This is a genomic window from Arthrobacter sp. efr-133-TYG-104 (genome assembly GCF_030208915.1).
Lineage (GTDB): Bacteria > Actinomycetota > Actinomycetes > Actinomycetales > Micrococcaceae > Arthrobacter.
The window spans coordinates 155,619-179,677 of sequence record NZ_JARVTA010000001.1 but is presented as its reverse complement, the minus strand read 5'-3'; the positions used below and the strand labels follow the sequence as shown (position 1 = coordinate 179,677).

Here is a 24,059-nt window from a genome sequence, read left to right as displayed (position 1 = left end):
ATAGTCACCTATCCTGAAGCCATGGACACCGTGTTCAAGGCCTTGGCCGACCCAACCCGTCGTGAACTACTTGATGAGCTGTTCAGCGAAGACGGACAATCCGCCTCGGCCCTGGGAGCCCGGTTCGAGATGACCCGGTTCGGCATCGCCAAGCACCTCAAACTGCTCGAGGACGCCGGACTGGTGGTCACGCGCCGTCGGGGGCGTGAAAAGCTGCATTTCCTGAACCCGGTCCCCATCCGCCTCATCCACGATCGCTGGGTGAGCAAATATGCAGAACCATGGGCCGCTGCCCTCAGCGACCTCAAATCCAGATTGGAAAGTCCCATGGAAAGAATTTTCGAGATCTACATCAAGACCACCCCTGAGTTGCTGTGGGAGGCCATCACCACCAGTGAGATCCGCAGCAAGTACCAGTTCGGGAACACCCTCACCGCCGACTGGACCCCGGGCGGCCACTTCGAGATGCACAACGGCAAAGCCGACGCGCCCCTGGGCGAGGGCGAGAACATCGAAGTGGACCCGCCGCGGAGGCTCGTCCAGACCATGCGAGCGCTGTGGGGCGAGGACGTGAAGGCCGAGGGAACCTCCCGGATCACCTGGGAGATCGAGCCGGTGGGAGATTCGTGCCATCTCACCGTCACACACGATCAACTCCGCGAGGGCGCCAATGAGCAGCTCTACGGCGGTTGGCCTATGATCCTCTCCGGCTTGAAAACCTGGCTCGAGACAGGCGAAACGCTCACGACGCCGGGTTCCCTTATGTACGCGTAGCGGGTAGCCACGCGGCCTGCAGGGTTCCCAAAAGGTGCGGAGCGAAGTCCTCGCCGATGGCCAGCACCACACGGCATCGGGCGCCGCGCTGGGCAGGGAACCCTGCATACTGTCCGCGAAGGTCACATACCGTTTGGCCACGGCCCGGCCCATCCGTGGTGTCCACTTGAACACGAACGGTGGGCGCGAGTGCCAGGTCGACACCCTCGACGGCGATGGCTGCGGCGAGCGGATCATGCATCGCCGAGCAAGCCCTCCCGAAGATGTCCACATAGAAGCCGAAGTAGTAACCCAGCATTTCACCCAGTGCCCGCGGGACGGGGTGGTCGGCAGCGAGGAGCTCCTGCCTGTGATGCTCCTCCAGGACGTTGGTCATGGTGACGTCCAAGGGCACCATGGTGACGGTCCAGTCCGCCGCGAAAACTTCTGCCGCCGCTTCCGGGTCGTTGGCGATGTTGGCCTCAGCGACTGGAGTGATGTTGCCCGGTGCCAATGCGGCGCCGCCCATGATGGTGATCCCAGCAACGAGTTGGGGCAGCTTGGGTTCCAGACGCAGGGCCTGGGCGATGTTGGTCAGCGGGCCGATGGCCACCACCTGCAACTCCCCCGGGTACTGGTGAGCGAGTTGGACCAACAGCTCGGCCGCGGATGCCTCGATGGGTTCCCGGTCCGAGGCGGGAAGATCCACCCCGCCGATGCCATTCTCGCCATGGACGTGCGGTGCACCGCCGTGGAATGTGCCCACCTGGGGATCGTGGGCGCCGATTGCCACCGGAACGTCGGGGTGGCCGGCGAGGCTCAGCAAATCCAAGGTATTCCGGGCACCGCCAGCGGCTGAGACGTTGCCGCTGACGGTGCCGATGCCGACCAGGTCTGCTCGTGGTGAAGCCAAGAGATAGGCCAGGGCCAAGGCGTCGTCGATGCCGGTGTCGCAGTCGAGGTAGAAGGGAGCGGGCTGGGTCATGGGTCTCTCGTTTCAGGTGGAGCGGATGTGGTGAGGCAGGTACGGAAGCCGTGCGTCGGCGTCGAACGTTAGATCCTTTCGCCCTTTGGTGCTGCGATGAACAAGCTGACGACGAAAGCCAGGGCGGTGATGGCCACGGAGATCCAGAGTGCCGTCGAGTACCCGGCCGAGGTACCCAAGCCCGCGAATGGTGCGACCACCACGACGCCGAGGCTCGCCCCGATACCGAACGATGCGCCGTTGATGCTCGGCAAAGCGGCGGGCGCTTCCTTTGGCGACAGCAAAACGGACAGACCGTTGATGGCTGTGAGGAAGAGGCCGTTATAAAAGACTCCCAGCGCCGCGATGGCGATGAGGACAGCCACTTCGTTGTGGGCAAAGACCGCTGCAACGATGGCGCAGGCAAGGCTGGTTGCCGTGCCCACGCGAACAGTCTTGATCCAACCGCGACGGTCGGCAATCCACCCCGCGAGGGGTGCGGCAAAGACACCAATCAGCGCTGCCGGGGTGAGGAACAGAAGCGCGGCAACGGACGCGGAGAGGCCGAAGCCGTTTGCCTTATCTTGGCTGAGCAGCACCACGGTGAAGTTGATGATGGCGAAAATTCCGGCGAGAGTCAGCACGGTGGTGGCGATGACCGGCCACACTTGGCGCGAGCGCAGGTGATGTACTGCAACGAGCGGTGTTGAGCGCTTCTTTTCGATCAGCCAGAAGCCGGCGAAGGATGCGACACTTCCTGCGAGCAGGCCAAGGGCCGCCGGGGAGGTCCACCCGGCCGAAGATCCTGTGGATACGAAGTAGGTGATGAAAACCAGGAACACGGACAGGGACCCTGCGCCCCACCAGTCCATCCGGCCGGGTGCCACGGCGGACTTACCGCCGGGGACGACTTTGATGACGCAGACGACGGCGATCGCGGCCAGGGCAAGGATCGCGACAAAGATGGACTGGAAGCCGAGGGTTTCAGCCATGAGGCCGCCGAAGTAGCCATCCACGCCGCCGATGCCGCCGTTGATCGCTGCGATGATTCCGATGGATGTCCCGAAGAGGCGGGCCGGCAGGTACTCGTTAAGGATGATGTAGGAGAGGGCGAAGATGGCGCTGGAGACGCCTTGCATGAAGCGGCCTGCGACAAGGAGCGGAAGGCTTGGTGCGAAGATGCAGAGCACGGTTCCGGCGGCCATGATGCCCAGCACCAACAGGAGTGCGGTGCGGCGGCCGATGAAGTCGCTCCACCTTCCAATGACTGGCCCCGCAATTGCGCCGGCGAGGAAGAACATGGACTGCACCTGCGCCACGGCCTCGGGCGTTTCCCCGAAGAAGGAACCGATGTGGGGCAACGCCGGGGTGATCATGCTCGCGTTGAGCTGGAATGCCAGGACGGCGAGCACCAAGGTGCTGATGAGCAAGGCAGCGCGTCGGCCCTCGACCTTGACCGGGCCCGGGTTCACGCCGTCCAGGTATTCATCGCCGGTGGGCGGCGCTGCAGCGGTGTTGGGGATGTTCACATCAAACTCCTTTGTCCGAGGGCGCGGTGGGCGCCACAAGATGTGAGTTGTTATACAAGCATGTATTACGTGCTTGTGCAACCTGTCACATGCATCCGGTACAGTGTCGGTAACCCAAATACTTGTGAGGCACCCTTGACCGACAACGCCGTCCGCTTCTTGTCCCGGCCCATCGCCACCACGCCCGGTCAGCCCCTGCGCGTCGCGGCTTACTCCCGCATCGCCGAGGCCATCCGGACAAAGGTCCTGCCACCGGGCTCGCTGCTCCCTACGGAGACCGAACTGGGCACCATGATGGACGTCAGCCGCACCGTGATCCGGGAAGCCCTGATGTTGCTTGAGGAAGACGGCCTTACCCGGGCAAGGCGGGGAGTGGGCCGGTTCGTGGCCGATTCCCTGCCCCGGATCGGGATAGAGCACATCCGCCCCTTCGACCAACTGCTCGGCGGCCCGGACCAGGACATCCAGGTCAAACGTGTCGCTGCCATCAAGCAGCCAGCCTCGGAATTCGTGGCGCCCGGCATCGGAGTTGAGCCCGGCGTCGACGTCTGGTTCTGGGAAAGCGTCCTCATCCGCAACGGCGAACCGGTAGCCCACCTCCAGGAAAACGTGTCGCAAGCAATCCCTGAAGCGGCGGCGCTGTCCGAGGCCGCCGAAGCTCCCACCCTCCCGGCTTCCACACTGCTGGAAGTGCTGAGCGGTCTCGCTGGCGTGAACCTAGGCCCCGGCGAGTGCGAGATCAGCCTGAGCACGGCCGGGCCCAGCCGTTCAAAGTTGCTGGCGCTCCGGCCCTCGGATCCTGTCCTGGTCCTCACCCAGTATGTCCGGCGAAACAACGCCCCGTTCTACTTGGCCAAATGCTTGGTCGCTGCCCGGGCGGGCCACCTCTCCGTCATCCAGTCCTCCTGATCCCCTGCCGCATTCCTCCCGAAAAGGATCTTTCCATGAGCACGCACCTTGAGTCCCTTGACCCTTCTGCGCCCATTTCGCCCTGCGCGCTGACCGTCGTCGGCAGCATCAACCTTGACATCACGGCCACTGCCAGCCGCCTCCCCTCGCCGGGAGAAACTGTCGGCGGGGCCGTCCTCCGGCAACAGCCCGGCGGCAAGGGCGCCAACCAGGCCGTGGCGGCTGCGCGGCTGAGCGGCAGTTCCCGGATGGTGGGGGCGGTGGGTCAGGACGACGCCGGGCGGAGCCTCGTTGCGGCGATGGCGAGCGCCGGCGTCGACACCAGCGACGTGCGCCGGGTGGACGCAGCCACCGGCACGGCCTTGGTCCTGGTGGACAGCGACGGCGAAAACCAGATCGTCGTCTGCCCCGGCGCCAATGCTTCCGTGCGCTTGGAAGGTGTCTCTTTCAGTGACGATGAAGCCGTCCTCTGCCAACTGGAGGTTGATCAGGAGGTAGTGCTCCAAGCCGCCCGCAAGTGCAAGGGGTTCTTCGCGTTGAACGCCGCCCCGGCAGCACCACTCATTCCAGGGCTCTTGGAACGGTGCGACCTGGTGATCGTGAACGAGACGGAATATGAGCTGATCCCGGCCCTCAAACAGGCTCCCCTGGTCGCGGTGACCTACGGTGGCGACGGCTCAGCTATCTTCGTCGACGGCGAACGGGTTGCCGAAGCTCCAGCGGTGAAGGTCACAGACATTGCCAACACCATCGGAGCCGGAGATGCTTTCTGCGCTGCGCTGGTCCTGGCACTCCAGCCCGGGCTGGAATACGGGCACGCCCTGGCCGTCGCCAATGCCGTGGGCGCGGACGCCGTTCGAGATGCGGCATCCCAGCCGGCCTTGAAGCCGCTGACGCACTATATCGAGGCGACTCACCCCGCAGAGGAGCTCGGCTAAAGAGACTGAGAGGCCTTCCGGCACCAGGGTGCTACGATTGCTACGGAGGCGATAACATGACAACTATCCCGCACCGTGAACTACGCAACCAGAGCAGTAAAATCCTGGAACGTGTCAAGAACGGCGAAGTTATCGACGTCACCAACAACGGCGAGGTAGCGGCCACGCTTATTCCGCCGTCGGCTTCACCCTTTGAGCGTTTACTCCAAGCAGGCAGCGTCCGCCCAGCCAGCGAGGCTCCGGTGGATTTCGCGATTCTTCCCCGCATCAAGAGCGAAATGTCCACAGCCGACATCCTGGCCGATCTGCGTGGCGATCGGTGATCCTCTATATTGACACGTCTGCCTTCCTGAAGCTGGTAGTCGAAGAGCGGGAATCGTCCGCCACCGCCGCATACCTTTCCGACGTAGCTGGATCGGGCGGACACCTCGTGGCTTCCATGCTCCTCTACACGGAAATGCATTGCGCGGCCCGTCGCAGGCACATCCCGTTCGAGGTCGTAAATGCGGCGCTGGCCGGAATCAATTTGGTGGATGTGACCCGCTCAGATCTTATGTATGCCGCCGCCATGCCAAGACAACTTCGGAGTGCTGATGCCATTCATCTGGCAACAGCTATCCGGCTCCAGGCCGACAGTATGCTCGCTTACGACTCGGAGTTACTCCTTGCAGCCGTGGAAACTGGGATCACGACGACGTCCCCAGGCACGTAGCCCACTGGGCTACCCCACTATCCGGAAATCGTCGAACTCTCCTGTTGGGTCAGAGACCGTGAAGTCAACGTTTTCCACGCGCCCGGGCGCCCGGTCGGAGTGGAGCCAGGCCGTGAACTCACTAACCTCGCGCGCAGGCCCTTCGGCTACCAACTCCACTGTGCCGTCAGTGCGATTGGAAACGCTTCCCCTGAGCCTGAGTTCCCCGGCTTTTCGTGCCGTCCAATAACGGAAGCCCACGCCCTGGACGACGCCCGAGACGCGTGCCGTGAGCCGGACGGAGTAGTCGTCAATATTGGAGTGATGCCCAAGAGCCATGGAGCCAATGTAACGCGCAGTGCCATGTCACGTAAGGCAAGCTTTCTCCAAGTCCCAACTCCAACTTGGAGCAAATTTGGAGTTGGAACCGGGCACCAACGAAACCGGCCCTTGTTCGTCCCACTCACCATTCAAAGGCGGCGGGGAGAACAAGGGCCGGATTCGACCACAAAATACCTAGCTGATCACGATGTCCCGGGTCTCGTGGCTGTACGTGATGGTGACGGGACCGCCGTCGTGGTGCAGTTCGTGATTGGCACCGTCCCGGGCACCGAACGCACCGTAGTTCTCGTCCCACGAGCGGTTCAGCGCGATTTTGTACGTGTAGTGCCCGGCCGGCAAGTCAGCCGTCAGTGTCCAGACCTGCGCGGTGGCATCGAACGTCATCTGGGCCTCGTCATGCTGCGGCGCCCAGTCCTCCGGCGCACCCAGGACCGTGTTGAAGTCCCCCGCCACGGCGACGGCGTCCGGCTGCGGCAAGGTCCCGACGGCGGAAGCCGCGGAGGCTTTGCCGCTCCCCTTGCGAGGAGCCTTCTTAGCGGCAGCAGCTTTGGTAGCGGCGGCCTTGGGAGCGGAGATCCTGGCCGCGGCGACCTTGGGCTCAGCGACGTCGGTTGCCGCCTCGGCAGGGGCGGTAGCGGGGGCGGCAACTTTCTTGGCCGAGGCGCGCTTGGTGGCAGCCTTCTTCGCTTGGGCATTCACCGGCGGGGCGGTCGGAACAGGGGTGTCGGCAGGAACCGGTGTTCCGGCGTCGAGCGCTGCTGCAAAAGCCGCAGGATCCGCGAAGGCGACCGTGGCACGCAGTCCGTCCTCCGGAATGGTCCAGCCGGAGCGGCCCTTGACCAGCCAGCCGGCCTTGACCAACTTAGCCGAAGCCGACGTCAGGGTCTTGTGGCCCCGCGGGATGCCACCGCTGAGCAACTCGGCTTCGTGGTCATTGAACGGGACCCGGGCCGTCGCTTCAGCCAGTACCTCCCCGGCGTTCAGCGTCGTTCCGGCCCACACGCTTTCAGCGAGGATGTCCAAAACGGCCTTCAGACGAAGGGTGGTGTTTTCGGCGGTGTTCGCGCCCATGCTTCTCCTTCAACGGTGGATACTCCACAGCAGTTTGCCAATGATTTGTTAATTCCCGCGCCTACGGAACGTAAACACCGTGTGTCGTGACCGAGTGTGACATCAGAACGGGCCCAAGTGGTTCACGCCTCTCAGCTAGCGGCGAGGACCCACCGCGTCACCTCATCGAGCAGCTGGGTTTTTCGGGCGTCGCTGGCGAACGAGGACCTGATGGAGTTTGCCGCCAACGTTGCCTGTTCCGGCACGGAAAAGCCGAGGACTTCCCCCATCTGCTTGAAGTTATCGTCCACGTAACCACCAAAATACGCGGGATCGTCCGAATTAACCGAAACGTTCAGGCCAACGGCAAGCATGGCGGGCAACGGATGGTCAGCGAGTTTGTCCACTGCACGGAGACGGACGTTGGAGAGCGGGCAGACCGTCAGCGGCACTTGCTCGGCCACGAGCCTCTGGACAACGGCCGTATCCTCCATGCACCTAATGCCGTGATCGATCCTTTCAACGTGCAAACGGTCCAGGGCCTCGGTGATGTACGACGCCGGCCCCTCCTCGCCAGCGTGGGCGATTCGGTGAAGCCCCGCTTCGCCGGCCCGCCGGTAAAGCCGCTCGAATTTCGACGGCGGATTGCCCACCTCCGCGGAGTCCAGGCCTATACCCGCGATCGGTGCGTGCATGGCCAGGAGCTGGTCCAGTACCTCTAGTGCCGAGTCCTCGGACATGTCGCGCAGGAAAGCGGCGATGAGGAGCGTCGAAACACCAAAGTCTTCCTCGGATGTCGCCAAGGCATTGGCCACACCATTGACGCACGTTTCCAATGCAACGCCGCGCGAGGTGTGGGCCTGTGGATCCATCATGATTTCGGCATGGCGCACTCCCCCGGCGGCTGCCCGCTTCAGGTAGGCCCGCGTCATGTCGGTGAAGTCCTGCTCAGTCCGCAGGACTGCCATGTTGGCGTAGTAGAGGTCCAGGAAGGACTGCAGGTCCGTGAATTCGTATTTTTCCCGGAGCTCGTCGATGTCCTCGTAGGGCAAGTCGATGCCGTTGCGTTCGGCCAGGGCAAAGATCAGCTCCGGCTGGAGAGTCCCTTCGATGTGCAGGTGCAGTTCGGCAACCGGGGGCGCCGTCGTCGTCGTTTTCTCGCCAAAAGTTTCCACCCGACAACTCTAGGCCCCATCCGCGGACGTGTCCCGGAGCACTCAACTTGGTTCTCAGGCGCAGCACCGTCAAACTGAAAGGATGCAGACCTTCCTCCCCTTTGCCGATTTCCGTCAGAGCGCCGCCGCGCTCGACACCTCAAGGCTCGGCAAGCAGCGCGTCGAAGCTCTGCAAGTTCTCCGCGCGCTCGTGATTCCCGAGTACGGCTGGCAGTCCCACCCCGCTGTCCGCATGTGGATGGGGCACGTCCCCGCGTTGACCATGTACGGCTTGGCCATGGCGGACGAATGGATGGAACGCGGCCACCCGGACAACACGCGGGACAACATCGCCGAATTCGCACCCCAGGCCGCGCACCCTGACTACGCCGCCAGGATCGTCATGCCGCCATGGTTGGGCAACGAGGACCTCCACCGCAGCCACCGCTCCAAGCTCATCGGCAAAGATCCCAAACACTACAGCGAGCTCTTTGCAGGCACCGAAGAGAGGCTCGAGTACATTTGGCCGGAGCCCAAGCACGAATTCCACCCGGAGGACCCCGAGGAAGACAGCCTCTGGATCCTGCGCGCCAACGTGGAGGATCTCCGCCCGGAGCAGCTCACCACGGTCAGCATGCCGCCGCACGGCAAGGCGAAGCCTGTTGCTGCTTCTTCTGAGGACGGTTACGAATTCGTGTACGCCGAGGAGAAGGCACGCCGACAGGTAGGCGGGCCCAAGAAGCGGCCTGTAAAGCAGCAGGAGAAGAAGCCCACCCGGAAGCGCCAGGCCCAGGAGCGGGCGTTCAACACGCTGCCCGGCAAGTCGGAGCTCGCCGTTCCGTTCGACGGCGGCCGCATCTTCGCCGTCGGACTCGTTCAGGGCCGTCCTATCACGGTAGACGGACGATTCGCCCGCAACTTCGAGGTCACCAACGTGGTCAAGCGTTCCGACTTCGACTACCCGGCGCTGCTGCAGGATCCGCGCGTGTTCTTCCCGGTTCCGGCACCGCAGTAGCCCCGAAAGCCTCATCCGGGCACGTGCCTTAGGCGTGCGTGCCTTGGGGATGGGCCGCGACGATGCTGAGGGCCAGCAGGCACGTCGCACGCACTTCACCGTTGGAAAGATCCAGGCCCAGGGCGCCCTCGATCTTCCGCAGCCTGTAGCTCAGGGTGTTCCTGTGGATGAAGAGCTCATCGCAGATTTCCCGTGAGCTGCCGCTGTGCCGCAAGTACGAGGCGAGGGTCTCGCGCAGGGCGCTGCCACCGTCGGACGTCAGCGGCGCCAGCAGCCGCTGGGACATGGCCACGAGCCCGGCACTTGGCAGCCCTTGGACGATGCCCGTCAGATCGGCCGGTGGAGCGGCCCTGACGCCGGGCTTGCCCACGTGGCGCCGGGCCAGGTTGAGGGCCAGCGGAAGCTCGTTCAGGGTGCTCGCCTCCGTGACCACCACGGCAAGTTCGGGTGCGTCGTTGAAGAAGTGCCGGACCATGTCCAAAAGTCCCAGCGCCGCCCTCTTGTGCTGCACGAGCAGCGTGGTCAGCCCCTCCTCCTCCATGAAACGGACGATGCCGAAGTTGGTTTCAAGCCCCACCCTGGCCCTCCATGCGATGGCCCGGAGTTTCAGCCGCGGGATGTCCTTTGACGCACCGATCAGCACGGACCCCCACGTCTCCTGCGGATCAAAGCCAGTATCGACAGCCAGGCGCTTTAGCTGCGCCGGTGTGGTTCCCCTGTCCTCGTAGAGCGCCTCCATGAAACGCGCGGCCTCACGGGAGTGCAAGGGCGAGCGCGATCCCAGTGTGTAGCTCAACTGCATGGCTATTACTGCTGCCACCGGGCCGAGGATCGGCTGCAGTACCACGGTGCTTTTGATGCCCTCGATCATGAGCCGGAAACGCTGCGACTCTCCGCTGGGAATGCGCAGGGTTGTCCGCGCAGTACCTCCCCCGGCGTCTCCTGCCCCGATAAGTTCGAACCCGACGTCGTCCACCACCGTGACGCGCGCTTGCACGAACGAGGCTACCCGTTCGAGGACCGTGGCCAGCGAGCGGCCGTCAGCTGCCAAGCGGGTACACTCGTCGGCCAGCTCCCACCCCGAACGGAGTTCCTCATACCGTTCGGTGGCGATCACCTGCTCGACGTGTCGCATGACCAGGACGAAGGGGACCTCTGGGGGCAGTTCCAACAGCGGGAGGCCTTGTGCTTCACAGGCTTCCACCAAACCCGACGGGAGCTGGCGGTGGGCTGCCCCCAAACCGAACACCAGCCCCGCTACCGGAACCTCCATCAGGCGCTCGACGTAGGCTTCCCAGATCCGGTAGTCCTTGACATTCAGCCCCATCCCGTTGGTGAGTACCAAAGCGTTGACGCTGAGGAAGGGGGTAGGGTCCATGTGTTCCGTCGGCGCACACCAGGTGATGGGCCTCGCCAAGCGGCCGGGCGCTCCTTCAACCCGGAGGGCAATCTTCAGGTCCGGGTCTTCCACCAAGTCCGAAACACGCATGTGAGCCTCCAACATTGCCGGCGCTTCGGCCGCCTAATAGTGCAGCCATCATAATCCACCCACGAATATTCAGCAGCTTGCACAATTACCCTGCAGGCCTCGTTTGGATAGCGTTGCCCCATGCAAACGAATGTGACCTCCAGCACTCCTGCGTCCAGCGCTCCTGAGGCCAGCACTGTGAGAGCTGTGCTCTTGAACTCGGACCTGGGCGAAGGCGTGGGCCTTCACGAATTCGGCAACGACGAACAGCTGATGCGGATCATCGACGTCGCCAACGTGGCCTGTGGCTACCACGCGGGCGATCCGGACGTCATGAACAGGACCGTGGAACTCGCCGCCGAACACGGCGTGGCCGTCGGCTCCCACCCAGGCCTTCCCGATCCCGTTGGCTTTGGCCGGCGGCGCATGGTCCTCCGGCCGGAAGAGGTTGAGTCGATCATCCTCTACCAGACCGGCGCGTTGACCGCGTTCCTGGGTAAACACGGCTTGGCGCTGAACCACATCAAGCCCCACGGCGCCCTGTATGGAATGTTGGCCGGTGACGAGGAGCTCATGGCCGCTGCTGCCGGCGTTGCCAAACTGTTCAACGTCCCGTTCTTCGGCCTCGCAGGCACAGCGCACGAGTCCGTCTGCAAGGCCATGGGCGTGGATTTCATCCCCGAGCTGTACGTGGACCTCAACTACGGCCCGGCCGGCGAGCTCTTGATCCAGCGCAGGCCCGAGCCCACCAACCCCGATGCCGCGGCTGACCGCGTCAGGAAAGCGCTCGACGGCGGTCCCGTCCTGGCTGTCGACGGCACCGAACTGGACATCACTTTCGGCAGTATCTGCGTCCACTCTGACGCCCCGAATTCGGTGGCGGTGGCTTCGGCCGTCCGAGCCGTGCTCGACGCCCGCTGACCCCTCCCCGTCCTCACACTGATTTCCAACAACCCTCTGAAAGCGAGAACACCCTATGGGAACCATCGTTTCCCCGCTTCCCGGCATCTTCTACCGGAAGCCCGGTCCCGGCAAGCCGCCGTTCGCCAACGAAGGCGACACTATCGAAGTAGGCCAAACACTGGGCATCGTTGAAATCATGAAGCAGTTCACGGAGATCCAGTCCGACGTTGCCGGCGTCCTCGAATCGTTCGAGGTGGCCGAAGGTGACATGGTCAACCCGGGCGACCCCATCGTCGTCGTACGTGAAGGTTAGGCAGCCATGATGCAGAAGCTGCTGATCGCCAACCGAGGCGAGATCGCGGTCCGGATCCTCCGGACCGCGCGGGACATGGGTATCCGCACGGTCGTGGTCGTGAGCGAGGCCGATGTCAGGTCCCTCGCCGCCCGAACCGCCGACGAGTACGTGGTGGTTGGTCCCGCACCAGCGCCCGCCAGCTACCTTAATCAGGACGCGATCATCGCCGCTGCCCTTGAAACAGGTTGCGACGCCGTGCACCCTGGCTACGGCTTCCTCTCCGAGAACGCCTCCTTTGCCCGCAAAGTGGCGGACGCGGGGTTGATCTGGGTAGGACCGGACGCCGATGCCATCGAGATGATGGGAAACAAGTCGCTTGCCCGCGAATCGGCCCACAAGGCCGGGGTCCCGGTGCTGCGCGGCTCCGACGGTCCCTTGGATCCGGCCGCCGACGCTGTGGCCATCGCAGCCGGGATCGGCTACCCCTTGGTAGTCAAAGCATCTGCCGGCGGCGGTGGGCGCGGCATCCGCTTCGTCAACAGCGAGGACGAACTGCTGCAGACTATCGAGATGGCCCGTGGCGAGGCAGCGTCGGTCTTCGGCGATCCCACAGTCTACCTGGAACGCTTCGTTGAGCATGCCCGCCACGTGGAGGTCCAGATCCTGGGCGATGGCACCAACTTCATCCACCTCGGCGACCGTGACTGCTCCATGCAACGGCGCTCCCAGAAGGTCATCGAAGAAGCACCGGCTCCTGATCTCCCGGAAGCCGTGCGGCACACCATCCGCGAATCATCCGTGGAACTGGCGAGGCAGTGCGGATACCGGGGAGCCGGGACCGTTGAGTTCCTCTACGACCCCCGGAATCACGAGGCCGCGTTCATCGAGATGAACACCCGCATCCAAGTGGAACACCCCATCACCGAACAGATCACCGGCGTGGACCTGGTCCGTGAGCAGCTCCTCATCGCCGGCACCGGTTCCATGTCCCTCACCCAGGACGACATCCATTTCACCGGCCACGCCATCGAGTGCCGGATCAACGCCGAGGACCCCAGCAACAACTTCTTCCCCAGCCCCGGCGAACTCGGCTCTGTCGAATGGCCTGCAGGTGAAGGCATCAGGGTTGACACCGGCGTCGACACCGGATCGGTGGTGAGCCCTTACTACGACTCCATGCTGGCAAAGCTGATCGTCCACGCAGCTGACCGCGACGCCGCCATCGCCGCCACCCTTGCAGCCCTCGACAACGTCCACGTTGAGGGAGTCAAAACAACCGTTCCGGTGCATAAAATGCTGCTGGCGCGTCCCGAATTCGCCTCCGTCACCCACCATTCCAAGTTCATCGAGTCCGCTCCCGATCTTTTGGAGGCGAAATGACCACGCCCAGCACAGCGCTCCCGACAAACTCCGTGCGGAGTGAAGCCCGCTACACCTGGGGTGCTGACGAGTTCCTGTTCGTTGAAGTGGACGAGTCCATGAGCCTCGCCGCGAACTTCAAGGTCATGTCGATCGCCAGGAAACTGGCCGACGCCGAACTGTCCGGCGTCGTCGATATCTGCCCCGCCAACGCCTCGCTCCTGGTGCGGTTCAACCCGGACATCCTGCCGCCGTCGACCCTGGAATCAACGGTCCGGAACATCGAACTGGAACTCCGGAACCACCACGAACAGTCGCTGGAAACCAGGATCATCGAGGTCCCTGTCTGGTACGACGACCCATTCACGGCCGAGGTAGCCCAGCGGTTCCGCGAAGGCTTCCACCAAGAACCCGACGGCACGGACCTTGACTACGCGGCGAAAGTCAACGGGCTGAAGGACGCTGCAGAGTTCATCCGCCGCCACCACGAACAACCCTGGCTTGTTTCCATGGTGGGCTTCGTGGCCGGGCTGCCGTTCCTCTTTCAGTTGGTGGAGCGCGACAAGCAGTTGCAGGTCCCCAAGTACCTCAGTCCTCGGACCGATACGCCCAAACTCACCGTGGGCCACGGTGGTTGCTTCGCGGCCATCTATTCAGTGCGCGGCGCAGGCGGCTACCAGATGTTCGGGGTAGCCGCAGCTCCGATTTACGATCCCGCGCAGTCGCTGGCCGACTTCAATGACTTCATGGTCTTCTTCCGCCCCGGGGACATCGTCAAGTTCAAGCCGGTCACCGAGGACGAGTACAACGCCATCCAAGCCCAGGTTGAGGACGGCAGCTACCGGTACCGTCAAGTCCCTGTCACCTTCGACGCCGGCAAGGCGCTGTCCGATCCGCAGGCCTACAACCAGGAACTCATGGAGGCCCTCAATGGCATTTGAAATCAAGAACCCCGGCCTCGCCACCACGGTTCAGGACCAAGGCCGCACGGGCTACTACAACGTGGGCATCCCGCAGAGCGGGTCGATGGACCAGTATTCCGCGGAACTGGGAAATGCGCTGGTTGGCAACGGTCCCGGCGATGCCGTCCTGGAGTGCACCTATTTGGGCCCGATCCTGGTGACCGACGCCGAGGCCGTCATAGCGATCACCGGCGCCCCCGTGGAGGTCAAAGTCAACGGAGAGGCCAAGCCCCAGTGGACGCGGCTTCACCTGGCGGCCGGCGACGAACTCAGCTTCGGAGTGATCCAGGGCGGCACCCGGTACTACATCGCCGTCCAGGGCGGGATCGACGTTCCTGAAGTCCTGGGTAGCCGCTCCACGTACACCTTGGGCGGTATCGGCGGGCTCAACGGCAGGAAACTCGAAGCCGGAGACCTTGTACCGGTTGGTTCGCCCCGCGGTGACCTTCCCTCCGTCGAGACGCTTCCCGAGCCCTTCCGTCCTTCCTTTGCCAAGGAACAGTCTGTCCGGATCGTCCTGGGCCTCTACGATCACCGGCTCACCGAGGCAGGAAAGGACAACCTCCTGAACGGGGAATGGAAAGTCACTCCTGTGGCCGACCGCATGGGCCTGCGCTACTCCGGTCCAGGCGTGGAGTGGAAGGAACGCGAACAGCCCTTCGGCGCCGGATCAGATCCCTCCAACATCGTGGATGCGGGCTATGCCGTGGGTTCCATCCAGATCCCCGGAGGCACCCAGCCCATCATCCTGCACCGCGACGCTGTCTCCGGCGGAGGCTACGCCATGGTGGCAACCGTCATCAGTGCGGACATGGACCTCGTTGCCCGCGCGGCTCCCGGCACGGTGACCACATTCGTCGCGGTCAGCCAGGACGAGGCCATCGTCGCCCGCAAGGAGCGTGCCGAGCAGAAGAGCAAGGCGTGGGAATCCCTGGGCGCTAAGCCCTGACCTGAAATGGCATCAGCGAAGTGGCATCAGAAAGGTGCGGTGCGCCAGTGGCGCGCCGCACCTTTCTGATGCGGGCCGCACCTTGCTGGAGCGCGTGCCGCGCTGCGTGCGGAACCGGGTCTGTGAGACGGTGGAGGGACGCACGTACTCGGGAGAACCATGGATTTCCAGCACATCATTGAACAGGTCGGCAGCTACATGGACGCTGCCGGTGTGGCCATCATGGTGGTGGGCGCCGTGGTTTCGCTTCCGATGGCGCTCCGGGGCTACCAACCCAAGCGTGCTGAGGGCCTGGCACCGTTCTCGCCGTACCGGGCCTACCGGCAACTACTCGGGCGATCGATCCTGCTGGGTCTTGAACTCCTGGTGGCTGCCGACATCATCCGCACCGTCGCCGTCACCCCGACGTTTGAAAGTGTCGGAGTCCTGGCGATTATTGTTCTGATCCGGACATTCTTGAGCTTCTCCCTCGAGTTGGAAATCACCGGCCGCTGGCCATGGCAAAAGGAAAAGAACCCCGGAAGTGGTACCTCGACGCCCAGCACCTCGGTTCCGTCCTAGGTGTACTGCCCAGGGACGATCTGACTATGACGCCGCCGTGGACTCCTGACATTCTGGGTGAAGGCTTTGAGCAACTAACGCTAAAGCTCGACGCCGGTGCTGTCGCCACGTTGGTCAGGTACCTCGGCGCGCACCCCGACGGCGCCGGACAGCCCCGGGCGGGAGCGGCGGACCCAGTAGCGACGCCGTCCATCGACGCAGACGTACTTTACGTGCACGGTTGGTCCGATTACTTTTTCCAGCGCCATGTGGCGGAGTTCTGGCACCGAGCCGGAGCACGTTTCTATGCCTTGGACCTGCGCAATTACGGCCGGAGCCTCCGTCCGGGACTGACTCCGGGTTTCGTGACGGACCTTGCCGACTACGACGCCGATATCGAAGCCGCATTGGAAGCCATGGGCCGGTCAGGCACTGCGGCTGGAACAAAGCGGCCCCTGATCCTGCTGGGCCACTCCACCGGCGGGCTTACCCTGAGCCTGTGGGCCCACCGCCATCCCGGCGCCGCGGACGCACTGATCCTCAACAGTCCGTGGCTGGAATTCCAAGCCACCGAGTTCGGCCGGCGTGCCATTGCGCCCCTAGTAGGACTGCGCGCCCGCCTTCACCCCCTGGTGCCGTTGCCGCCAGTGGATCCGGGCATCTACACCCGAGCCGTGTCAGCCACGCTCGACGGCGAATGGGACTACAACCTTCAATGGCGGCCGGACCGCGGCTTTCCCATCACCCCCGCATTCCTTGACGCCGTGTTTCGAGGGCAGGCAACCGTGGCCGCAGGCCTTGGCATCGACATCCCGGTGCTCGTGTTGCTCTCGGACAAGAGCTACCTCCAGCCAAAGTGGTCCGCCAACGCGCTCACAGCAGATGTCGCACTCAACGTGGACGCCGTCGCCCACCGGGCGCTGTCATTGGCGGACACGGTCACAATCAGCCGCCTGCCCAACGCTTTGCACGACATCTTCCTGTCGTCCGAGCCAATCCGGCGGCTGGCCCTCGAACGCATCGGCCGCTGGCTGCCGGTGGCGCTACAGCAAGCTGACGCACTCGTGTGGAAGGCCAGGACGGCTGACTTGTGACGCGCCGGCGAATCCCACCGTGCGGCACGGTGGATCATGCCGACAGCAGGCTACTTGCCAAGTCCGGCGCGGCGGAGTGCCTCGGCCATGGCTGTGTTGCCGGGAGCAGTTTGGGCTTGCTGGGGCTTGCCTTGGGGCTTTCCTTGGCGAGAGTTCCCCTGCCGGCGCTCGCCCTGCCCCGGTTGCGAGACGCCGTGCTGGCCCGGCTGGCCGCCTGCACGCTGCGCAGTTGCACGCTGTGCGCCGGCATCGCGAGCACCCGAACCACGCCCACCAGAAACGCGCCCGCCAGCGGTGCCTGGCTCGTCGTCGAGCCTTAGCGTCAGCGAGATCCGCTTGCGTTCGGGGTCGGCCTCGAGAACCTTGACCCGGACCACTTGCCCTGACTTCACGATCTCCCGCGGATCCGAGACGAACCTGTCGGACAGTGCGGATACGTGCACCAAACCGTCTTGGTGGACTCCGACGTCGACGAAGGCACCGAACGCGGCCACGTTGGTCACCGTGCCTTCAAGGATCATGCCTGGTTTGAGGTCCGAGATCTTCTCGATCCCTTCGGAAAAGGCGGCAGCCTTGAACGCCGGCCGGGGGTCACGGCCGGGCTTCTCGAGTTCGGTCATGATGTCCCGAACTGTGGGAAGGCCAAAGGTGCCGTCAACGAAAGCCTGCGGATCCAGAACGCTTGTGGGTCCACCGCTCGCCGCCGCCAGGATCTTCCGCGCTACGGAGTACGCCTCGGGGTGGACGCTGGAAGCATCGAGTGGTTCCGCTCCCCCGGTGATCCGGAGAAACCCCGCGCACTGTTCGAACGCCTTGGCACCGAGCCTCGGGACTTTTTTCAGGTCGCTTCGCTTGGCGAAAGGTCCATTCTCGTTGCGGTACGCCACGATGTTCTCGCTGAGGAGCGGTCCGACGCCGGCCACCCGGCTAAGTAGCGCCGGGGAGGCTGTATTGACGTCAACACCAACAGCGTTCACGCAGTCCTCTACTACGGCATCAAGGGATCTATCCAGCTTCGCGGCAGTGACATCGTGCTGATACTGGCCCACGCCAATGGACTTGGGTTCGATTTTGACCAGTTCGGCCAACGGATCCTGCAACCGCCGGGCAATGGAGACCGCGCCGCGGAGTGAAACATCCATGCCGGGAAGTTCAGAGGCCGCCAAGGCGGAGGCGGAATACACCGATGCGCCGGCCTCGGACACCACAAGCTTCTGGACGCCCTTGGAGCCGGCGGCTTCAAGGGACTTGATGAGCTCAGTGGCCAGCTTGTCAGTTTCTCGGGAGGCTGTCCCGTTGCCGATCGCGACGAGTTCCACGTTGTGTTGCTTGGCCAGCCGCCCCAGTGTGGCCAGTGCTTCGTCCCACTTCCTGGCAGGAGCGTGCGGGTAGATGGTGTCCGTGGTGACAACTTTGCCGGTGCCGTCCACCACCGCGACCTTCACACCCGTCCGGAGCCCTGGATCCAAGCCCAGTGTGGCCCTGTTCCCGGCGGGTGCGGCAAGGAGGACATCACGGAGGTTGGCAGCGAAGACCCGCACGGCTTCGTCCTCGGCGTCGGCAAACATGCGTCCGCGGAGGTCCGTTGTGAGGCGATCCAAGATGCGGCCGCGCCACGCCAGTTGGGCGGTCTGCATCAGCCAGGCGTCAGCGGGCCGGCCATGGTTGGCGACGCCAAGGCGCGTGGCCACAGCGTTCTCGTAACGGCTGCGGGCGGCGGCCAGGGCGTCGTCGTCGGCCGGGTCCGCCTCGGCGAGATCCAACTCCAGGATCCCGTCCTTCTCGCCGCGCAAAAGGGCGAGCACGCGGTGCGACGGCATGCCGGAAGGTACCTGCGTGAACTCGAAGTAGTCTTTGAACTTTTGGCCTTCGGCCTCCATGCCCTTCTTGACGCGGGACACCATGCACCCCTGCTTCCACAGGCGCTCACGCAGATCCTCTGCCAGATCCGCATCTTGCCCCACCCGCTCCACCAAAATGGCGCGGGCACCCGCGAGCGCGGCGGCAGCGTCCCCGATTGCATGCTCGGCGTTGAGGTATTTTGCGGCCTCAGCCGCGGGGTCCAGTTGCGGGTTCGCCAGCAGGACATCGGCGAGCGGTTCCAGCCCCGCCTCCCGCGCGATCTGGGCTTTGGTGCGGCGCTTGGATTTGAACGGAAGGTAGATATCTTCCAGCCTGGCCTTGGTGTCCGCTCCGACGACGGCGGCCTCCAGTTCCGGGGTCAGTTTGCCTTGGGCAGCAATCGCCTCAAGGACGGACCGGCGGCGTTCCTCCAGTTCACGCAGGTAACGGAGCCGTTCTTCGAGGTCCCGCAATTGGGTGTCATCGAGCGTCCCGGTGACCTCCTTGCGATAGCGGGCGATGAAGGGGACGGTGGATCCGCCGTCGAGCAGTTCCACCGCTGCCTTAACCTGCCATGCCTTGACGCCGAGTTCAGAAGCGATCAAGGCATGGATGGCTGTATCTACGGAATCTGCTGGCTGGCGCTGGAGATTTAAAGTCACCATGACAGTTTGCCTCACCCGGCCGACAGTTTCAGTTCGCTTTTCCACAAGGGCTATCCCGGGGGCCGGGTTAGTGCTGTAGTTGAATCAGGCTTGAACAAGCGGGCCGCGAGGCGTTCTGCCACGGATGCCTCGCGGCGGCTGGGGTTCTAGGGGTCCGTTTTCGGCGCTACGGACAAATTCTCTTTCCGGAAGCGTTGCCACCACCCACATCAGTATTGTCTTGCAATACAATTATTATTGTACGACAATATTGATATGGCGATCAGGTGGACAGACAGCGCAAATAAGCACGGAATCCCCCGTGAAGATGCGCTCAACGCGATCCTGCACCAGCTCTATCATGTAGAGCGGTTTGACGAGCCACGCGTAACGGGCGGCAGTCGGCCAGATCTGTTCATCGGCCCCAGCCGGGACCGGCGGATGATTGTGGAGGTCATGGCCATCATCACTGAACCCGATGACATTCTGGACTTCCACGTAATGGAAGCACGGCGGAAAATACTCGACCTCGCAGAAAGGGGAAGCACGGGATGACTGAAAAGAAGGCCAAGGGCGGCCAAGGCGCGGAACTGAGCGCACAGGAACAGGCGCTCTACCACGAGCTCGCCGAATGGGCGGAGACCGCAGACATCGCCCCCGGTGCGCGCATCAGCAAGCACGACGGGCCCGAGGCCGGGCGCGCGCTGCTCGAAGCCGCGCTGGGTTCCCCCGAGGCGCTAAAACGCGCAGTGGGCAAGCCATCTTTGAGCAGCAAGGGCACCTCACACTCGCGCTCGATCAGGCTCCCAAAGGACATGGACGAGCAGCTGATCGCTCGATCCGAACTCGAACACCGCAATCCCAGCGAAATCCTCCGCACCGCCTTGGCCGAATACTTGGCAAAAGCCTCTTGACTCGGACTAGCACGTTCGTCCGCGGGAAGTAGGTTTCCTTCCGATCCGGAATGCCTTGCCCTCTATTTTGTCGGTGCCCGCTGATAGCTTGGCTGGAAGGCATTCATTCCTGGCACGGAAGGTAGGTGGACCGCGGTGTTCTTTCTCGATCCTGAGATAGCGGGGGCGCAGCCGGACCTGGTTTTTTCCGCCAGTGACCTCGTCATCGCCGCTACGTGCGAATACCAACTGCTGCGCAAACTTGACGAGAAATTTGGCCGCTCAGCAAGGCCTGACTTCCCCGCTGATGCCATGCTGGAGCGGACCTCACGGTTGGGGGACGTCCACGAACACCGCGTCCTTGACGAGTTCGTGGACACTTTCGGTGCCTGGAATCCGGTCACGGGAAGAGGCGTTTACGACGTCGTTCCCGCCGAGGCAATGGATCGTGCCACCCTTGCGGCCAAGCATGCGGAGTCCATTGAAGCCCTGCGGTCAGGGGCGGATGTGGTTTTCCAAGCCGCTTTCTTTGACGGTCGATTCCACGGCCGCTCGGACTTCCTGGTGAAGAGGCACGGAGGCCAGTACGCCGTGTACGACACCAAGCTGGCCAGGCACGCCAAAGTCACAGCCCTCTTGCAGCTCGCGGCGTATGGCGACCAGCTCCTGCAGGCGGGCCTCACTCCGGATCCCACCCTCACGTTGGTTCTTGGCAATAGGGTGCACAGCGATCATCCCCTTTCCCAGATCCTTCCCGTGTTCAAGGAACGCCGCGAGCGCTTCCTCGACATGGCGGCCATGCATATTTCCGGCAGCGGCCCGGTTGAGTGGGGTGACTCCGGCTTCTCTGCCTGCGGCAGGTGCGACTACTGCGCGGAACAGGTCACCTTGCACCGGGATCTCCTGATGGTTGCTGGTATGCGCATGAGCCGCAGGAAAAAGCTGATCATGGCCGGCATCACCACCATCGATCAGCTGGCGGCATCGCCCCCGGATACCAACGATTCCACGTTCATGCGCCTGCGCGGGCAAGCACGGCTTCAGACCGGAACCGGTCATCCCGACGGGACCGTCAAGTACACGGATAGAGCCGGACAAGCCAAAGCCATCAGCTACGAAGTGTTGCCTGAAAACACCTTGGGCCGCATTCCCGCACCCGATCCCGGTGATATCTTCTTCGACTTTGAAGGCGACCCCCTGTGGCAGGATCCTGCCACAGGAAAGTGGGGCCTTGAGTATCTCTTCGGCGTCATTGAGAACCCGCTGAGCCCCCGGGCTGATCCGGTGTTCCGGCCCTTCTGGGCCCACTCCCGGGCCGAGGAAGGCCAAGCATTCGTAGAGTTCCTCGACTACGTGGCCAAACGGCGCGCCAAGTATCCGAACATGCATATCTACCACTATGCCGCTTATGAGAAAACGGCGCTGAGGAACCTGTCCCTGACGCACATTGTGGGTGAGAACGCCGTCGACGACCTCCTGCGGGACGGCGTCTTGGTGGACCTGTATGACACCGTGCGGCACAGCATCCGCATCTCGGAAAACTCCTACAGCATCAAGAAGCTTGAACCGCTGTATATGGGTCAGCATCTGCGCTCGGGGGACGTCGTCGACGCCGGAGCTTCCGTGGTTGCCTACGCTGACTATTGCACGGCCCGGGACGTCGGACGGGCCGAAGACGCCGCCACGATTCTGGAGAGCATCCGCGACTACAACGAGTACGACTGCCTGTCGACGTTGGAACTGCGGAACTGGCTGCTGGGGCTCGCGGCTGAACGTGACATTGAGCCGGGCGGCGCTGGCGGCATGGAGGGTGACCTGCCCCGCGGCCCGGAAGAATCCGCGCCCGGGTACGAGGCAGCCCCTGAGGAAACGGTCCTCTTGGATTACCTGGCCGGCCTCCCCGAGGAACAGCGGGCCTCGGCAGATTCACGGGCCATCGCTATCGTTGCTGCGGGCGTCGGCTATCACCGCCGCGAGGACAAACAGTACTGGTGGGGACACTTTGACCGTTTGGAGAAACCCGCCAGCCAGTGGCCTGACGAGCGGGACATTTTCGTCGTGGAACAGGCCCTTGTCCTGCAGGATTGGGCCAAACCAACACCTCGTAGTAACCCAGCCCGGATCGTTGAACTGATAGGCCGTTCAGGGGACGGCTCTGGCCTGGAGCCGGGGAAGACGTACTTCCGCATGTATGGTGCGCCCCTGCCCGACGCCCTGGCTGAGAAGGCATCAGCGGCACTTGGCCGGGCGGGCTGGCCAGGGACTGAAGTTATCGGGATCGGGGAAAGAGGCGACGCGGAGACAGTGACTATCCGGGAAGGTCTCCGCAAAGACTCCACCGAGTTCAGCCAGGTGCCCATGGCGCTGACTCCGGACACCCCCATTCCCACCAACGGCCAGAAGGCTGCATTGGCTGCCTTGGCTGCAAAACTGGGTGACTCATTGCCTGCTTGGCCCCAAGACCCGGCACTGGACCTCGTTCGGCGGAAGCCCCCGAAGCTCAGCACGCTCGCAGCGCTTCCAGCCGTGAGGCCAGGACCGGACGGCTACATCCAAGCCATCACTGAGGCAGTTCAAGACCTCGAACACTCCTACCTCGCCGTCCAAGGACCCCCGGGAAGTGGCAAAACGTATGTGGGCGCGCACGTCATTGCCAACCTCGTAGCGGGTGGCTGGAAGGTGGGAGTAGTTGGGCAATCACATGCGGTGGTGGAGAACCTGCTGTGCGCTGCCGTGGAAAAAGCCGGAGTCGATCCCTACCGGGTAGCAAAAGAGGTCAAGCACAACGACCCCGTGCCCTGGAAGCAATGCGGCAAAGGCCATGTCCAGGAAGTTCTTTCCAGCCCCGGCGGTGGCCTCATTGGTGGGACAGCATGGACCATGGTGGGCAAGGACGTTCCAGCAGGTGCGTTGGATCTGCTGGTGATCGACGAGGCCGGGCAGTTCTCCCTCGCCAACACCCTGGCCGTGAGCCGCGCGGCCAAACGGCTTTTGCTCTTGGGCGATCCCCAACAGTTGCCGCAAGTGACCCAAGGAAAGCATCCGGAGCCGGTGGATGAATCCGCGTTGGGCTGGCTATCGGACGGCCATAACATCCTGCCGCCAGAGCTGGGTTACTTCCTGGCGTCGTCGTGGCGGATGCACCCGGACCTTTGCAGCGCCGTCTCCGAGTTGTCCTATGACAATCGCCTCGAGTCCGCACCGGCAGCTGAGTTGCGCCGTCTGGAGGGAGTAAAGCCCGGCGTCTCCTGCGTGTACGTGCATCACACCGGTAATTCGACGTCCTCGCCCGAGGAAGCAGCCGAAGTGTTGAGGCAAGTCCAGGCACACCTCGGCCTGCTCTGGCTCGATCCATCCCACTCAGAACACAGCAGACCACTCGACCAACCCGACATCCTGGTGGTCGCGGCCTACAACGCCCAAGTCCAGCTCATCAAGCACGAACTCCGGGCCGCGGGTCTGGGCAAGGTGCGCGTAGGAACCGTGGACAAGTTCCAAGGCCAGGAAGCGCCCGTGGTCGTCGTGTCCATGGCCGCGTCCGCTGCCGGAGAGGTTCCCCGCGGCATGGAGTTCCTGCTCTCACGCAACCGGATCAACGTGGCGGTCTCACGCGGTCAGTGGCGTGCCGTCGTCGTGCGTTCACCTGAACTGACCAACTACCTCCCGACGCACCCCGAGGGCCTGGAGAACCTCGGTGGCTTCGTGGCCCTCTGCCAGCGCGGCCGCCCCATCACGCCGGGTTCACCCAAATAAGCAGCAGATGAA

Annotated in this window: 23 protein-coding genes; 16 read left to right on the top strand and 7 right to left on the bottom strand. The window is 63.5% G+C overall.

Annotation, left to right across the window (positions count from 1 at the left end):
- The first annotated feature begins 21 nt into the window (after positions 1-21).
- Positions 22-774: an ArsR/SmtB family transcription factor gene (locus QRN04_RS00850; RefSeq protein ID WP_284974250.1), complete on the top strand. Its 753-nt coding sequence runs from the start codon at positions 22-24 to the stop codon at positions 772-774.
- Here the strand turns inward: QRN04_RS00850 and QRN04_RS00845 are convergent.
- Both QRN04_RS00845 and QRN04_RS00840 read right to left on the bottom strand, forming a co-directional pair.
- A complete protein-coding gene (locus QRN04_RS00845) occupies positions 761-1,738 on the bottom strand; it encodes a nucleoside hydrolase (RefSeq protein ID WP_284974249.1) in 978 nt (325 codons plus the stop codon). The two genes, QRN04_RS00850 and QRN04_RS00845, sit on opposite strands and share 14 nt — an antisense overlap.
- 68 nt (positions 1,739-1,806) lie before the next feature.
- A complete protein-coding gene (locus QRN04_RS00840; RefSeq protein WP_502868742.1) occupies positions 1,807-3,246 on the bottom strand; it encodes an MFS transporter in 1,440 nt (479 codons plus the stop codon).
- Between the two features lie 135 nt (positions 3,247-3,381).
- Here QRN04_RS00840 and QRN04_RS00835 point away from each other — a divergent pair, with 135 nt between their 5' ends.
- The 4 genes from QRN04_RS00835 to QRN04_RS00820 are packed head-to-tail and all read left to right on the top strand — an operon-like array spanning position 3,382 to position 5,805.
- Complete coding sequence (locus tag QRN04_RS00835) at positions 3,382-4,155, top strand: GntR family transcriptional regulator (RefSeq protein WP_284974248.1); 774 nt, start codon at positions 3,382-3,384, stop codon at positions 4,153-4,155.
- A gap of 35 nt (positions 4,156-4,190) precedes the next feature.
- Entirely contained in the window at positions 4,191-5,093 is a 903-nt protein-coding gene (locus tag QRN04_RS00830) for a ribokinase (RefSeq protein ID WP_284974247.1), read from the top strand.
- Between the two features lie 56 nt (positions 5,094-5,149).
- Positions 5,150-5,416, top strand: a complete 267-nt coding sequence (locus QRN04_RS00825; RefSeq protein ID WP_284974246.1) for a type II toxin-antitoxin system Phd/YefM family antitoxin — start codon at positions 5,150-5,152, stop codon at positions 5,414-5,416.
- Positions 5,413-5,805 (top strand): type II toxin-antitoxin system VapC family toxin, encoded by a 393-nt coding sequence (locus QRN04_RS00820; RefSeq protein WP_284974245.1) that lies wholly within the window; start codon positions 5,413-5,415, stop codon positions 5,803-5,805. The genes QRN04_RS00825 and QRN04_RS00820 overlap by 4 nt, the downstream gene beginning before the upstream one ends.
- 9 nt (positions 5,806-5,814) lie before the next feature.
- Here the strand turns inward: QRN04_RS00820 and QRN04_RS00815 are convergent, their stop codons facing one another.
- From QRN04_RS00815 to QRN04_RS00805, 3 genes are all read right to left on the bottom strand, one after another.
- Positions 5,815-6,123, bottom strand: a complete 309-nt coding sequence (locus tag QRN04_RS00815; RefSeq protein WP_284974244.1) for an acylphosphatase — start codon at positions 6,121-6,123, stop codon at positions 5,815-5,817.
- 177 nt (positions 6,124-6,300) lie between these two features.
- Positions 6,301-7,197: a pullulanase X25 domain-containing protein gene (locus tag QRN04_RS00810; RefSeq protein WP_284974243.1), complete on the bottom strand. Its 897-nt coding sequence runs from the start codon at positions 7,195-7,197 to the stop codon at positions 6,301-6,303.
- 131 nt (positions 7,198-7,328) lie between these two features.
- Positions 7,329-8,351, bottom strand: coding sequence for an adenosine deaminase (locus QRN04_RS00805; RefSeq protein WP_284974242.1), 1,023 nt, complete (start codon positions 8,349-8,351; stop codon positions 7,329-7,331).
- Between the two features lie 82 nt (positions 8,352-8,433).
- Here QRN04_RS00805 and QRN04_RS00800 point away from each other — a divergent pair, with 82 nt between their 5' ends.
- Positions 8,434-9,345, top strand: coding sequence for an MSMEG_6728 family protein (locus QRN04_RS00800; protein WP_284974241.1), 912 nt, complete (start codon positions 8,434-8,436; stop codon positions 9,343-9,345).
- Positions 9,346-9,373: 28 nt separating this feature from the next.
- Here QRN04_RS00800 and QRN04_RS00795 read toward each other — a convergent pair whose 3' ends face one another.
- Positions 9,374-10,834, bottom strand: coding sequence for a PucR family transcriptional regulator (locus QRN04_RS00795; RefSeq protein ID WP_284974240.1), 1,461 nt, complete (start codon positions 10,832-10,834; stop codon positions 9,374-9,376).
- A gap of 120 nt (positions 10,835-10,954) precedes the next feature.
- On the opposite strand from QRN04_RS00795, the gene pxpA reads away from it, so the two are divergent.
- The 7 genes from pxpA to QRN04_RS00760 all read left to right on the top strand — a co-directional run bounded on the left by pxpA (position 10,955) and on the right by QRN04_RS00760 (position 16,915).
- Positions 10,955-11,734, top strand: coding sequence for a 5-oxoprolinase subunit PxpA (pxpA, locus tag QRN04_RS00790; protein ID WP_284974239.1), 780 nt, complete (start codon positions 10,955-10,957; stop codon positions 11,732-11,734).
- A 55-nt stretch (positions 11,735-11,789) separates the two neighbouring features.
- On the top strand, positions 11,790-12,029 hold the full coding sequence (locus QRN04_RS00785) for an acetyl-CoA carboxylase (RefSeq protein ID WP_090820234.1): 240 nt from the start codon (positions 11,790-11,792) through the stop codon (positions 12,027-12,029).
- 6 nt (positions 12,030-12,035) lie between these two features.
- A complete protein-coding gene (locus QRN04_RS00780) occupies positions 12,036-13,391 on the top strand; it encodes an acetyl-CoA carboxylase biotin carboxylase subunit (protein ID WP_350224900.1) in 1,356 nt (451 codons plus the stop codon).
- Positions 13,388-14,311, top strand: coding sequence for a 5-oxoprolinase subunit B family protein (locus QRN04_RS00775; RefSeq protein ID WP_284974238.1), 924 nt, complete (start codon positions 13,388-13,390; stop codon positions 14,309-14,311). The genes QRN04_RS00780 and QRN04_RS00775 overlap by 4 nt, the downstream gene beginning before the upstream one ends.
- Complete coding sequence (locus QRN04_RS00770) at positions 14,301-15,281, top strand: 5-oxoprolinase subunit C family protein (RefSeq protein ID WP_284974237.1); 981 nt, start codon at positions 14,301-14,303, stop codon at positions 15,279-15,281. Before QRN04_RS00775 ends, QRN04_RS00770 begins: the two co-directional genes overlap by 11 nt.
- A 159-nt stretch (positions 15,282-15,440) precedes the next feature.
- Positions 15,441-15,842, top strand: coding sequence for a DUF1622 domain-containing protein (locus tag QRN04_RS00765; protein ID WP_284974236.1), 402 nt, complete (start codon positions 15,441-15,443; stop codon positions 15,840-15,842).
- A 26-nt stretch (positions 15,843-15,868) separates the two neighbouring features.
- On the top strand, positions 15,869-16,915 hold the full coding sequence (locus QRN04_RS00760; RefSeq protein WP_350224902.1) for an alpha/beta hydrolase: 1,047 nt from the start codon (positions 15,869-15,871) through the stop codon (positions 16,913-16,915).
- A 50-nt stretch (positions 16,916-16,965) separates the two neighbouring features.
- Here QRN04_RS00760 and QRN04_RS00755 read toward each other — a convergent pair whose 3' ends face one another.
- Positions 16,966-19,422, bottom strand: coding sequence for a Tex family protein (locus QRN04_RS00755; RefSeq protein ID WP_284974234.1), 2,457 nt, complete (start codon positions 19,420-19,422; stop codon positions 16,966-16,968).
- Positions 19,423-19,659: 237 nt separating this feature from the next.
- Here QRN04_RS00755 and QRN04_RS00750 point away from each other — a divergent pair, with 237 nt between their 5' ends.
- The 3 genes from QRN04_RS00750 (at position 19,660) to QRN04_RS00740 (ending at position 24,047) form a co-directional block, all read left to right on the top strand.
- Positions 19,660-19,956, top strand: coding sequence for a hypothetical protein (locus tag QRN04_RS00750; RefSeq protein ID WP_284974233.1), 297 nt, complete (start codon positions 19,660-19,662; stop codon positions 19,954-19,956).
- Complete coding sequence (locus tag QRN04_RS00745) at positions 19,953-20,315, top strand: ribbon-helix-helix protein, CopG family (protein ID WP_284974232.1); 363 nt, start codon at positions 19,953-19,955, stop codon at positions 20,313-20,315. The genes QRN04_RS00750 and QRN04_RS00745 overlap by 4 nt, the downstream gene beginning before the upstream one ends.
- Before the next feature lie 135 nt (positions 20,316-20,450).
- Positions 20,451-24,047 (top strand): TM0106 family RecB-like putative nuclease, encoded by a 3,597-nt coding sequence (locus tag QRN04_RS00740; protein ID WP_284974231.1) that lies wholly within the window; start codon positions 20,451-20,453, stop codon positions 24,045-24,047.
- The last annotated feature ends 12 nt before the right edge of the window (positions 24,048-24,059 follow it).

Coding starts and splice junctions, on each gene's coding strand:
- QRN04_RS00780 (WP_350224900.1), top strand. CDS start 12,036: ATGATGCAGAAGCTGCTGATCGCCAACCGAGGCGAGATCGCGGTCCGG.
- QRN04_RS00830 (WP_284974247.1), top strand. CDS start 4,191: ATGAGCACGCACCTTGAGTCCCTTGACCCTTCTGCGCCCATTTCGCCC.
- QRN04_RS00795 (WP_284974240.1), bottom strand. CDS start 10,834: ATGCGTGTTTCGGACTTGGTGGAAGACCCGGACCTGAAGATTGCCCTC.
- QRN04_RS00810 (WP_284974243.1), bottom strand. CDS start 7,197: ATGGGCGCGAACACCGCCGAAAACACCACCCTTCGTCTGAAGGCCGTT.
- QRN04_RS00825 (WP_284974246.1), top strand. CDS start 5,150: ATGACAACTATCCCGCACCGTGAACTACGCAACCAGAGCAGTAAAATC.
- pxpA (WP_284974239.1), top strand. CDS start 10,955: ATGCAAACGAATGTGACCTCCAGCACTCCTGCGTCCAGCGCTCCTGAG.
- QRN04_RS00800 (WP_284974241.1), top strand. CDS start 8,434: ATGCAGACCTTCCTCCCCTTTGCCGATTTCCGTCAGAGCGCCGCCGCG.
- QRN04_RS00765 (WP_284974236.1), top strand. CDS start 15,441: ATGGATTTCCAGCACATCATTGAACAGGTCGGCAGCTACATGGACGCT.
- QRN04_RS00770 (WP_284974237.1), top strand. CDS start 14,301: ATGGCATTTGAAATCAAGAACCCCGGCCTCGCCACCACGGTTCAGGAC.
- QRN04_RS00845 (WP_284974249.1), bottom strand. CDS start 1,738: ATGACCCAGCCCGCTCCCTTCTACCTCGACTGCGACACCGGCATCGAC.
- QRN04_RS00850 (WP_284974250.1), top strand. CDS start 22: ATGGACACCGTGTTCAAGGCCTTGGCCGACCCAACCCGTCGTGAACTA.
- QRN04_RS00815 (WP_284974244.1), bottom strand. CDS start 6,123: ATGGCTCTTGGGCATCACTCCAATATTGACGACTACTCCGTCCGGCTC.
- QRN04_RS00755 (WP_284974234.1), bottom strand. CDS start 19,422: ATGGTGACTTTAAATCTCCAGCGCCAGCCAGCAGATTCCGTAGATACA.
- QRN04_RS00760 (WP_350224902.1), top strand. CDS start 15,869: ATGACGCCGCCGTGGACTCCTGACATTCTGGGTGAAGGCTTTGAGCAA.
- QRN04_RS00745 (WP_284974232.1), top strand. CDS start 19,953: ATGACTGAAAAGAAGGCCAAGGGCGGCCAAGGCGCGGAACTGAGCGCA.
- QRN04_RS00775 (WP_284974238.1), top strand. CDS start 13,388: ATGACCACGCCCAGCACAGCGCTCCCGACAAACTCCGTGCGGAGTGAA.
- QRN04_RS00785 (WP_090820234.1), top strand. CDS start 11,790: ATGGGAACCATCGTTTCCCCGCTTCCCGGCATCTTCTACCGGAAGCCC.